Source organism: Maribellus maritimus, assembly GCF_022267315.1.
Taxonomy (GTDB): domain Bacteria; phylum Bacteroidota; class Bacteroidia; order Bacteroidales; family Prolixibacteraceae; genus Draconibacterium; species Draconibacterium maritimum.
Window position 1 is genome coordinate 18110 of record NZ_JAIKLE010000008.1, and the last position, 12384, is coordinate 30493.

Sequence of the window (12384 nt, forward strand, 5' to 3'; positions counted from 1 at the left end):
AACAAGATCCTGAACCTTATTTTAAATAGGATGATGTCAGTTGATTAAATAACTCAATACTCCCCCACTCCTTATTTGGTTTTTGTCCCATTTCCAGTTTAAGCTCGCCGCCATTTACAACGTCATCATGAGTAATCCACGGACCTTCCAGTGGTTTTCCGTTTAACCACGCTTTTTGAATATAAATGTGGTTTTCAGCATAATTTTCGGTTACAACTTTGAAATCATTTCCATTATCGAGGTGGATGGTTACTTTCTCAAAAACGGGGCTGCCAATAGTATAAATAGGCAAACCGGGAACAACCGGATAAAATCCCATAAAAGAAAACACGACAAATGCGGTCATTCCACCACCATCTTCATCACCGGGAATTCCAAAAATATTGTCAGGATACCAGGCATTCAGCAACATTCGAATTTTTTTCTGGGTTTTCCAGGGTGAATCCGTAAAATTATAAAGGTACGGAATGTGAAAACTGGGTTCATTGCCCATGGAAAACTGACCTACAATTCCGGTAAAATCGGGAAATTTCGCCCAATTGGCGTATTTACTTCGCCCTAAATCTTCCCGAAAAAGCTGGTCGAGGCGAGCTTCAAATATTTCCCTTCCCCCCATTAAATTCATCAATCCATCTACGTCGTGTTGTACCTGCCACAAATAGGTCCAGCCATTGTTTTCATCGTAATAATCACGGCCGCCCATACCACCTGCCCATTTAGGGTCGATGTCAATCCATTTTCCGGAAGCATCTTTGGGCATAAAAAATCCTTTTTCTTCCCAATACAAATTTTTATAATTGTTGGCTTTTTCTGAAAACAACCTATAATCATCTTCCTTCCCCAACTCTTTTGCCAACTGGCCCAGTGCCCAGTCATCATAACTATGCCCCAGAGTAACAGCAACTGCCTGTCGTTTTTCAAAGGAATGAACCATGGGTTCCGTTTCTTCTTCGTCCGGGTGCAGGGCTGGATAATACCCGTTCTCGTGATAAAATGTATCCAGCGAACAGGCCGCACCATTTCGCCAGGGTAACATGGTTCCTTCCAAAGCATTTTTTTTCATCCCTTCATAGGCTTTTTCAAGGTCGAAATCCAGTACGTTTTTCCGAAAACCATCCAGGAAAGATACTGTTGAGTGAAAGCCATTCATACAGGGATTCTCTCCCCACAGCAAACAAAACTGAGGTAACCAGCCACTTTGCTCATACATTCTAACGTACGAACTCATCATATCATTTTCAATATCCGGGTCAAGCAAAGCACGCAAAGGATGATGTGCCAGATAAGTATCCCAAATCCAGTCGTCAATATAAAAAGCCTGCTCGTCCTCATGTACTTTACCGTCGTAATTGCTGTAATATTTCCCGTCTTCGGTGATATTAACCATACGTTCGTATGTGCGATAAAAAGCGGTATAAAAGGTTCTCTTTTGCGCTTCTGTTCCGCCTTCCACTTCTATCTGGCTTAAACTTTCCGCCCAGGCCAAACGAGCATTTTCTTTTAATTTGTCAAAATCCCAGGCTGCAATTTCATTCTGAAGATTCTTTTTTGCCTGCTCCAAACTGATATAGGAAATCGCATATTTAAAATTTAAAGATTGATTATTTTCCGAAAATGCAAGAACAAGCTGTTTTCCATCTTCCAAAGTTTCCGAGGAATTTATTTTAGCATTAAATTCTCCGTAAACAAAGGCACTCATTCCATTAAAAGATTCTACTCCGGAAACAGCATTTCCACCTTCAAGTTTGAATGTTCCATTGTTGGCTATTGTATAATTTATCTTTGCTATTTCTGAATCCGGAAATTTTATTCTGAAAAAACCTGCTTTGGCTCCCGGCACAAACTCAAGTGTTGTGTTGTAATCCATCAACCAAACCGAATAATAATAAGGAGTTGCAGTTTCGTTTTGTTTTCCCCATTCTGACACCGGATTTGTTGTTTCTCCGGTAAACGGCATCAACCTGAAAAGTTGCCCGTTCCGGTGAGAAATCATCGATAAAGGGAATGAAGTTATCTGGTCATCCAAATAATCTTCCCGGTTTGGATACATACGAATGGGCTGGTTTGGCAACTGCACGGTTGGCCGGGTTGGCTGTAAAATATGTCCTACTCCGCCAATATTCGGATCTACATATTTGACAGGATCAAAATGTTCTCCTGTTTGTTTTGTACACGAAAAAACAGAAAAAAGAATCATCAGAACAATTAAGAATTGTCCTGACTTAACATTCAATTGGTTCATTGTATTTTTAATTTATAAGCTTTCCAATTCAGGCCTATAAATCTAATACAAAAACATGAAATGATTCGGCTTCGATACTAATTTTCGGTGATTTTGAATCTAATGCAACTTCCTTTTCAACCGGTTTTACCAAAAACGGCTCGTCCAGTGTATTCTCATCATCAAGATTCGCTTTTAATGTAATCTGTTTTCCTTTTAAAACACTCGGTAGTTCTTTTAATTTGAAATCAAGTTCGACTTCCTTTTCCGATTTTCCCGTATTTGAAATTTTTAGAATGAGCTGGTCATTATCTTTATCAGTAACCACACTGGCATAAATTCCATCCTGGCCAACTACATTTTCTCCATTCATTTTTACGTTTTGTACCGTTGTACCTTTGTATTTGCTATACAACTGCTGGACATAATAATTGGCTGATTTTACCGAACGCAGATTATCAAACCAAATCATGTCGGGTTTCCATTGCCATGCATCAACATGTGCAAAAAGCGGAGCGTAAGTTGCTAAACGTACCACATCTGAATTTCTTTCAATTCCAGTTAAAAAGGAAGCTTCACAAAGCGCTGCATAGAATGAATTTTTCTTTTCGGGCTGAACATGGCAAGCATATTCCCCGGCAAAAACTTTTGGTCCTTTACGGCTATAATCATCATAGCGATCTGCGTTTTGCAAAAACCAGTCTGGGTCTTTATAGTAATGCTCATCTACCAAATCAACGTCCATTTTTTTCATTTCGCCCCATAAATAATCAAATTGCTCACCATCGGCAGAGGGCCCTGAAGAGCCAATAATTTGGATTTCCGGGTATTTCTCGTCCAATGCTTTTTGAAAAGCTTCAAGATGTTTTGGAAAAACCTCGCCCCATTGTTCATTTCCAATTCCGATGTATCTTAATCCGAAAGATTCCGGGTGTCCCATTTCTGCTCTCACTTTTCCCCATTTTGATGTTACCGGGCCATTGGCGAATTCGACTAAATCCAACGCGTCCTGAATATAAGGATCCAAATCGTCGACTGGGACACATTCATCGGTTATAAACTGGCATGCCATTCCGCAACTCACTACCGGAAGTGCATCGGCCCCAAAATCTTCGCAAAGCTGAAAATATTCAAAAAATCCCAAACCGTAAGACTGAAAATAATCAGGCGTAAAACGATGTTGAAATACGTAATTCCAACGATTTTCGTTCACCGGACGATTTTCAACCGGACCAACTGAATTTTTCCATTGATAACGGGTTTCCAGATTATTGCCTTCGATAATGCAACCCCCGGGAAACCGAAAAACTCCGGGTTTTAATTCGGCCAAAGCCTGTGCCAAATCCTTTCGCATACCATTTTCACGGTTCCTCCATGTTTCCGCCGGAAATAATGAAACATGTTCAATATCCAGTTCTCCCTGCGAAATCAAATCAACTCGCAGTTTAGCGTGTGCACATGTCTCCTTTGCTTGCAGTTCCAGTTTGTATTTTTCCCAGTTTCCTGAATTTATCTCTACTTCGCCACTTGCAATAATCTCATTGGCTGCTGAAATAATCTCGATTTTCAATTTATTTTCATCCTTATTCACATTTTTAGCGTATAAACTCAGGTTATATTTCTTGTTTTTCTCAACTCCAATTCCACGAAAACCTTCATTTAACAATCCTGTTCCGGTAAGCAAACCGTCATTCAATAAGCGTGCATAATGCGGATTGCGGGAAAAAGGAGCTCCTTCAGTTTGAACAGATACTTTTCCATAAGTGAGCCACCCCATAAAGGGTGAGTTTGGGAAATCGAACGAACGGTTTTTAATCAATTCGGCGTACAAACCTCCATCGGCAGCAAAATTTATATCTTCAAAGAAAATACCATACATATTCGGTGCAACCGTTGTTTCAGCCTTTTGTTGTTCGACTGTAATTTTTGCAGGTACCTGAGCAACCGACCAAATAGAAAAAAATAGAAAAGCAGGAATTAGGAATGATTTAGTTTTCATAATGAAATATTTTTTTTCTTCACTTTAAAGTCTGTTAAGTTAAAATGCTTTTTTCAAAAATATCGGATTATTTTTATTTTCCAACTGGTTTAATGTAAAAAGTACACTTTATATAAAACGATATTTAAAATCTCCAAGTATCATCGCTCTATTCGTAACAATCATTAGACAACTTTTAATCCACCTTCTACATAAATTGATTTGTAAGCGGTAAAATATTTTCGGTTAAAATTCATACGGATACAAAAAAGCGAAAAGAGTCCAAACTCTTTTCGCTAAATCTCAATCAATCAATTAAGCAATTTTGAAATCACTATCTTAAATTTTTATAAGGATCTTCCTTCATACACTCTTGAATTTTCTGCAGTAACAAGGTCTCCGTCGAAAGTTAATCGCCCCGAACGCAATCCGGTCAATCTTGCCAGAGTTCCTCCTGAAGGGCCGATTGTCATGTTAACGTCGTAAATACCGATTGGCGTCATAACGTTCATGCTTAGATAAAAAGCATTTCTCTTTTTATCTTCTTTTAAAACCCATTTGGTAATTTTTCCTTTTGCCGTTACACCACCAACTCCGTTTGGCCCGTAGCCCCAGGGCGAACCAATTTGTATAATTGCCGTTGAGGAATCCACTTTAACAAAATTCAAATTTGAACTAACAGGATAAGTCACGCCTCGTCTACTTTTCAGAAAATCCGATTCCAAAACAAAGTTCTTATTTTCAAGTAATTTTTTTGTCTCTTTGTACTGCTGCTCAGTTTTGGCTTTACGCTTTTCTTTTTTGGTCATTGTTGGCGCATCATTTTCAACCTGGGCAAAAACTAAATTTGAAAAAACCGCTAAAAAAACTATCAAAACATACTTTTTCATCTTTTTATCTCCTTTCAATAAAAAGATAACAAGTACTGTTCCATTTTTTATTTCAAAAGAACACTTTAAAATACATTAGCACGATTTAACAGATTTTAAATATACACCATAACAAAATGGCAACCAGATGCTTCTCCATTAATATCCGGGAGATGTTTGAAAAAAAGTAAAAAATTAACCGGTAAAATTTCCAATTAAAAACTAATTATAAACTACAGCACCCACAAACTAATAAGCCAAACTGCAGTTGCAGACATAATCCCCATGGCCAGTGTGCCAAGGGTTTGAAGCTTGTATCCCTGTCTGACATTCATCCCGGTCATTTGAGTAACAACCCAGAAGTAACTGTCGTTGGCATGACTGGCAATAATTGAACCGGCTCCGATTGCTGTAACAACCAGGGCTCTTGCTGTTGGAGAATCCATTCCCAGCGAAGCTAAAAGCGGCGCCATTAAACTGGCAGTTGTAATAATGGCAACGGTACTCGATCCCTGTGCTATTTTAAGCGACAAGGCGATTATTACCGGTAACCAAATTCCTAAAGTCTGTGCACCTGAAAGATTGTTTTGGATAACCTCAGCAATTCCGGATGCCTGCAAAACTTTACCAAACGCACCACCACTGCCGGTAACAATAATAATACTTGCGGCTGCAATTATCCCCTGTCCCAACCAACCGGTTGTTGACAGCATTTCTTTTGTAAGTTTTTTAGGAAGTAAAAAGGATAAGCCCACTCCTATGAGCAGGGCTACAGACGGCTGACCAATAAAATTTAAAATTTCAAACAAGTTCCCTTCTCCAAACGGAATTGAAGGCAAGATGCTGACGGACCGAATTACGATTAAAATAATGGGGACAAAAACCGGCAATAACGATTTTACCAGCGAAGGGCTGTTTTTATCATCAAATACTTGTTCTTTTTCGTCTTGTCCGCTATCCGTTTCTATTTGATGTTTTGAAGCTATTTTCAACGAAAACAGCCAGCCTGTGACTAACCCAATTAAACTAACCGGCAAACCGTAGAAAATAACCATTCCCAAATCGGCCTGTAAAATTCCAGCTGCTGCTACCGGACCGGGTGTAGGAGGAATCAACGAGTGAGTTACATACAAGCCCAGACTCAGGGCGATGGCAAGCATGGCAAGTGATATTTTTAATTTTTTTGAAATTGCTTTTGCCAGTGGAGAAAGAACAATAAACGCCGAATCGCAAAAAACCGGGATACTCACAATATAGCCTACAATACTCATTGCCAAAGGAACTTTTTTCTTTCCAACCAGTTTTAGTGCGCCACCCGCCAGCTTAAAGGCGCCCCCCGACATTTCCAAAAATTTTCCGATAATTGAGCCGGCCAGGATAACAATTCCGATGTAGCCAATTGTGCTTCCAAAACCATCATTTACTGTTTCAACAACTTCTGTTAATGTCATTTTCCCCGACAAAACTCCAAAGCCAAAAGCTACTAAAATCAGAGATAAAAACGGGTGCCATTTCAAAACGGAGGTTGAAATAATGATAAAAACAATAGACAAAAGCAAAAGAATAATCAGCCACATAACAAAGAAATTTGGTTTAGCAATTTTTGAACTGTTCAAATATACGTTAAACCAAAGGTTTTATGCTATCTTGACGAGACAAATACACTTCCAGATTACTAAAATGCTTCCCTGTTTTCATAAATTTTTGTAACGGCATTTACAATATCATCCATATCGTGTTTATTGCCAAGCAACATTCTCTGAGAAAAAATTACTGCCTCATCTGCCAGTTGGTCATTCCCGGGCAAAACATTTTCTTCCCGCCACTGTTTCAGTCGCTGTTCAGAGAACAAGCGTTTGTAGCCCTTTGAATTGAATGCTTCTTCAATGAGCCCGTCGTAATTTTGTCTGCCATAGCCCACTGAACAATGTACTCCCTCGGCACGTAATGCTTTAATAAATTGGTCGCGCGATACTTTTCCAAATTCTTCAGAAACAAAACGAAATGGATAAAGGTGATAAGCAGAACGGGCATCTTCAGTAACCAGTTTATACGGAACAATACCGGGAATTTCAGCCAGTCTCTCATCCAGATATTTTGCATTCTCCAGGCGGATGTCGGCATCTCTTTTAATACGTTTCATCTGCGACAATAACATCAATGCCTGAATTTGCTGCATTCTGCGATTACTACCCCGAATCGGATAATCGGAAGTACGTTCCACTCGTCCAAATGGTCGTCCACAGTTGTGGAATGAATAACACCGATCCATAATTTCATCGTCGTTTCCAACAATGGCACCACCTTCTCCGGTGGGTAGATTTTTAGAATTTTGAAAACTAAAGCAGCCTAAATCACCTAAAGTCCCTAGTTTTTTTCCTTTATACTCTCCCAGCCAGGCCTGGCACGCGTCTTCTATTACCTTTAAATCGTTTTTTTGAGCCACTTTATTTACTTCATCCATGTCAACCGGCAAACCATAGATATGAACCGGTAGAATGGCAGAAGTTCGATCAGTTATCTTCTCCTCAATCTTCGAAGGGTCTATCAGGAAAGTTTGCGGATCGGTGTCAACAAATACCGGAAGTGCTTTATTCATAAAAATAACATTATACGTGGCAATAAAAGTATAAGGAGAAACAAGCACTTCATCTCCGGCATCTACACCCAAAACATGGGTAGCTACTAAAAGTGCTGTGGTACCACTTGCTGTAGCCAAACAACGTTTTGTCCCCATCATCTGGGCATATTTTTGTTCAAACTCCTCAACATGTTCGCCACTACCGCGCCACCAACGCCCGCTTCGCAACATCTCGACGATACCATCTTCAGCAGTTTTATCCCATACGGGCCACTCCGACCAGGCTCCTTTTCTTGCTTTTTCTCCGCCATACAGCGCAAGCTTCTTTGAACTTTCAAAACCATAAGAAGAAAATGGAGCCGACAACATTCCCAGCGTGCCGGCAGATGCTGTTACTATCGCTTTCCGGCGGCTAATTCTGTAGTTTTTCATAAGGCTCGATTATTGAGATTCCTATTTTTCTCAAGTTACGGAAAATTTAGGATCAAGCAAATGCGAGAAAAAAACAAACCTTAGTATTTCCAAACTACATTTATTTTCAAACAAATAAATCTAATTTACATAAATAGAGAAACAACCACCAGGATTTGTATTTCAAGGTAAATAATAAGAAATTTAAAAAGAAAAAACAGTGATGAATAATTGGTGCGACCAGAAAAAAACAAAATTTTTTCCATTGTTGATTTTTGCAGCTTCTATGGGATTTTTAGAGGCAATTGTAGTGGTTTACCTGAGGGAGTTATATTACCCGGATGGTTTCAAATTTCCTTTACAAATTTTTCCTCAATGGCTGATGGGAGTCGAAATTGTGCGCGAGTTCAGTACCCTTTTTATGCTTTTTGCTTTAGCCTGGGTAGCTGGCAAAAACTTTTTACAGCGACTTTCTGTATTTCTTTTTATTTTTGGAATTTGGGATATCTTTTATTACGTGGCGTTAAAATTATTTCTTAACTGGCCTGAATCATTGCTAACCTGGGATATACTTTTTTTAATTCCGATAACCTGGCTCGGACCTGTACTTGCGCCAGTTATTTGTTCGACAACAATGATTTTAATGACCTTTATTTTTGAATATTTCAGGCTGAAAAATAATTCGCACAAAATTAACCGGAGTGAATTGGGATTGATGATTGCAGGGGCGACAATTATTTTTTTCACTTTTATATATGACCTTGGAAAAATAATTTTAAAGGATGATTATTTTCATTCTTTATTAAACGTAACAAAAAATGAAAATTTTATTCAAGAATTTTCAGAATATGTCCCGGTCAATTTCCTATGGGGCATTTTTACTGCCGGATTACTGGTTATTTTTGCAGGAATATTTATATATATAAAACGAAATTTATACGCTAAATATTAAGGATTCGAAGGTAATACCAAACGAATATTAAAGAATCGAATTATATCGATATATATAACTTCCAAATTATTAACACAAATTAAACAAGGCATTTTTATTTTTCTGCTAAATTTGCATCTTACTGAATAAGTCGGACGAAGTTGTGCGTTATTTTTAAGTGATGGTTTATCATTTTACAATAGACAGTTTAATTGAATTTATGACTGCTGTAGCAGCAGTGATTGCAATAATATTTCTTTGGGAAAAACGCAAATCACAAGAAGTAAAATATATCATATTACTTGAAATATTAGTTGCGGTCTGGGCCATTACTTATGCTTTTGAATTTGCAACCTACGATCTTCAAACCAAAATTATGTGGTCGAAATTATCGTATTTTGGCATTGCATTTCTACCTGTGTTGTATTTTTTATTCACGACAGCGTTTAGCCAAAAAACAAAAATAATTACCAAACGGAACATTTTTCTTTTGTCGATAATACCTGCCATTACAATCGGATTAATTCTGACCAACGATACCCACAAATTAGTCTGGACCGATGTAACCCAGGATCCGATTTTAAATGTAGCCCACTATCACCATGGAGTCTGGTTTTGGATATACTGGGGTTATGCGATGCTACTATTTGTGTCAGGACTTTATAATTTGGTATATTCTATTTACAAGTTTACAGCATATTACAAGTCTCAAATCACTGTGCTTCTCCTGGCATCTGTTATTCCCATTTTGGGGAACCTGATGTATGTTACCGGTATAAATCCTTTCCCGGGCTTTGACTGGACTCCTGTTTCTTTTGTACTTACCGGCTTAATTATTGCTTTTGGTATAGCAAGATATAAAATGTTTGATCTGGTCCCCTTTGCCCGGAATAAACTCATCGATACAATGGATGACGGCGCCATTGTTGTTAATCCTGATGGTTATATAGAAGATTGTAATTCTTCGGTTTACAAGATTTTTTCGCTCAATAAAACTTCAATAATCAACAAAAGTTTTAAAGACATTTTTTTCGACTATAAAACGCTTTCTTTAGCATTGTACAGCAAGGGAGTAGAAAGAGTTCAGGTTGAAATTGACAAAAGATATTATCAGGTGCAAATTTCTCCCATTTATTATAGAAAAAGAGATTACTCAGGAAGTCTTTTATTGTTACATGATATTACCAGTATTAAACATGCAGAGGACGAGTTAAAGGAAGCAAACAAAAAATTAATGGCTGAAATTGAGATTCGTGAGAAACTAATTGAAGATTTGGATTCGTTTGCACATACGGTTGCTCATGATTTAAAAAATACTCTTGGCACGATCGTCGCTTCAAGCGAAATTCTGGAAGAAAGTGTAAATATTAAAGACACAAAACATTCTGCAAGACTGGCCTCTTTAATAAAAAATTCAGCAGACAAATCAATGCGAATTACGCAGGAGCTTCTAATCCTGGCTCGTTCAAGCCGAACTGATATTGAAAAAAGCAGCCTGGATATGAAAACTATTTTTGCTGAAGCCACCGAACAACTAAACGAACTGATTCAAAAGGAAAAGGCTGAAATTAAATTTCCTTCTAAGTGGCTAACTTCCAGCGGATATGCCCCTTGGGTGGAAGAAGTTTGGGTAAATTATCTCAGCAATGCGATTAAATATGGTGGCCATCCGCCCAAAATTGAAGTTGGTTCGGAACTAACCGAGGAAAATATGGTAAAATACTGGATAAAAGATAATGGCAAAGGACTAACAGAAGAAGAACAATCACAACTATTTCACAAATACGTACGCCTTTCTTCAGGAAGTATTGATGGACAAGGGCTTGGCCTTAGTATTGTAAAACGGATTATTGATAAGCTGGGAGGCAATGTTGGCGTTGAGCCCGCAAAGAACTTCAACGAAGGCTCTGTTTTCTATTTTACATTACCGGCAATTTAAACTTCTGGAATAATTACAATCCCGCCATCTTTTGCGGATCTACCCATTTTTCAAAATCTTCAGCCGTCAAAAACCCAAGAGAAACTCCCGCCTCTTTAAGTGTTATATTTTCGGCATAGGCTTTTTTAGCAATTTCAGCCGCTTTGTTATATCCGATATGTGCATTCAGGCTCGTAACCAGCATCAATGAATTTTCAAGATGCTTTTGAATCACCTGAATATTGGGTTCTATACCTGCCAGACAATTGGTACTAAAACTAAAACAAGCATCACCAATCAACTGTGCACTTTGTAAAATATTGGCAGCTATTAGCGGTTTAAAAACATTCAGTTCAAACTGACCGTTGCTGCCCCCTACTCCAACCGCAACATCATTTCCCATAACCTGTGCCGCTACCATTGTCAGTGCTTCAGCTTGCGTAGGATTTACTTTACCCGGCATAATACTTGAACCAGGTTCGTTTGCAGGTAATTTCAACTCGCCAATTCCGCACCGAGGCCCACTGCCCAGCATACGAATATCGTTACCAATTTTCATCAGGCTAACCGCCACACGTCTAAAGGCGCCACTAAGTTCAACCATTGCATCGTGAGCTGCCAGCGCCTCAAATTTATTCGGTGCTGAAATAAAAGGAAAACCAGTTAATTTGGCAATTTTTTGAGCAACGGCTTTTGAATATCCTTTGGGACTGTTTAGCCCGGTGCCTACTGCTGTTCCTCCTAAAGCAATTTCCCCTACTCCTTTTAACGCATTTTTTATGGCAAAAATTCCTTTATCAAGTTGTTGCACATAAGCACTAAATTCCTGACCAAGTGTCAGCGGCGTAGCATCCATAAAATGAGTCCGGCCTGTTTTTACAATGTTTTCGAATTTATTTGCTTTTTCGGAAAGTGTATCCCTTAATCCAGTTATTCCCGGAATGGTAATTTCCATCGTCATCTTAAAAGCGGCGATGTGCATCGCTGTGGGGAATGTATCGTTACTACTTTGGCTTTTGTTCACATCATCATTCGGATGAAGATTTTTTTTTTCATCCTTTAAACTACCGCCCTTTAACTCATGAGCCCGGTTGGTAATTACTTCGTTTATATTCATATTACTTTGCGTACCACTACCGGTTTGCCACACAACCAGCGGAAACTGGTTGTCGTGCCTGCCGGTGAGAATCTCATCGCAAACAGTGGCAATTAATTCGGCTTTTTCTTTTTCAAGCACACCCAAATCGTAATTGGTGAGTGCTGCCGCTTTTTTCAAAATAGCAAAAGCATGAATAATTTCGATGGGCATACTTGCCTGTGGCCCAATTTTAAAATTATTACGGCTGCGTTCGGTTTGGGCCCCCCAGTATTTATCGGCAGGGACTTTTATTTCGCCCATGGTATCTTTTTCGATCCGGAATTCCATAGTTCGTTATTTAAATCTGCAAAATCAACTGTTCTATAATCGATAACAA

Annotated in this window: 8 protein-coding genes; 2 read left to right on the forward strand and 6 right to left on the reverse strand. The window is 38.7% G+C overall.

Annotation, left to right across the window (positions count from 1 at the left end; all coding sequences use genetic code 11):
• Positions 1 to 16: 16 nt before the first annotated feature.
• The 5 genes from K5G00_RS09000 to K5G00_RS09020 all read right to left on the reverse strand — a co-directional run bounded on the left by K5G00_RS09000 (position 17) and on the right by K5G00_RS09020 (position 8081).
• A complete protein-coding gene (locus K5G00_RS09000; RefSeq protein WP_238765810.1) occupies positions 17 to 2242 on the reverse strand; it encodes a GH92 family glycosyl hydrolase in 2226 nt (741 codons plus the stop codon).
• 34 nt (positions 2243 to 2276) lie between these two features.
• Positions 2277 to 4220 carry an alpha-L-arabinofuranosidase C-terminal domain-containing protein gene (locus tag K5G00_RS09005; RefSeq protein WP_238765811.1) on the reverse strand — a complete coding sequence of 648 codons (1944 nt, stop codon included), beginning with the start codon at positions 4218 to 4220 and terminating at the stop codon, positions 2277 to 2279.
• A 326-nt stretch (positions 4221 to 4546) separates the two neighbouring features.
• Positions 4547 to 5089, reverse strand: coding sequence for a DUF4251 domain-containing protein (locus tag K5G00_RS09010; protein ID WP_238765812.1), 543 nt, complete (start codon positions 5087 to 5089; stop codon positions 4547 to 4549).
• Between the two features lie 212 nt (positions 5090 to 5301).
• Positions 5302 to 6645 (reverse strand): GntP family permease, encoded by a 1344-nt coding sequence (locus K5G00_RS09015; protein WP_238765813.1) that lies wholly within the window; start codon positions 6643 to 6645, stop codon positions 5302 to 5304.
• Between the two features lie 98 nt (positions 6646 to 6743).
• Positions 6744 to 8081 carry a DegT/DnrJ/EryC1/StrS family aminotransferase gene (locus tag K5G00_RS09020; protein ID WP_238765814.1) on the reverse strand — a complete coding sequence of 446 codons (1338 nt, stop codon included), beginning with the start codon at positions 8079 to 8081 and terminating at the stop codon, positions 6744 to 6746.
• A gap of 199 nt (positions 8082 to 8280) precedes the next feature.
• Here K5G00_RS09020 and K5G00_RS09025 point away from each other — a divergent pair, with 199 nt between their 5' ends.
• Both K5G00_RS09025 and K5G00_RS09030 read left to right on the forward strand, forming a co-directional pair.
• The gene (locus K5G00_RS09025) at positions 8281 to 9012 is read left to right on the forward strand and encodes a hypothetical protein (protein ID WP_238765815.1); all 732 of its coding nucleotides are present in this window, start codon (positions 8281 to 8283) and stop codon (positions 9010 to 9012) included.
• A gap of 199 nt (positions 9013 to 9211) precedes the next feature.
• Complete coding sequence (locus tag K5G00_RS09030; RefSeq protein WP_238765816.1) at positions 9212 to 10930, forward strand: histidine kinase N-terminal 7TM domain-containing protein; 1719 nt, start codon at positions 9212 to 9214, stop codon at positions 10928 to 10930.
• 13 nt (positions 10931 to 10943) lie between these two features.
• On the opposite strand, the gene fumC is transcribed toward K5G00_RS09030, so the two are convergent.
• Complete coding sequence (gene fumC, locus K5G00_RS09035) at positions 10944 to 12335, reverse strand: class II fumarate hydratase (RefSeq protein WP_238765817.1); 1392 nt, start codon at positions 12333 to 12335, stop codon at positions 10944 to 10946.
• Between the last annotated feature and the right edge of the window lie 49 nt (positions 12336 to 12384).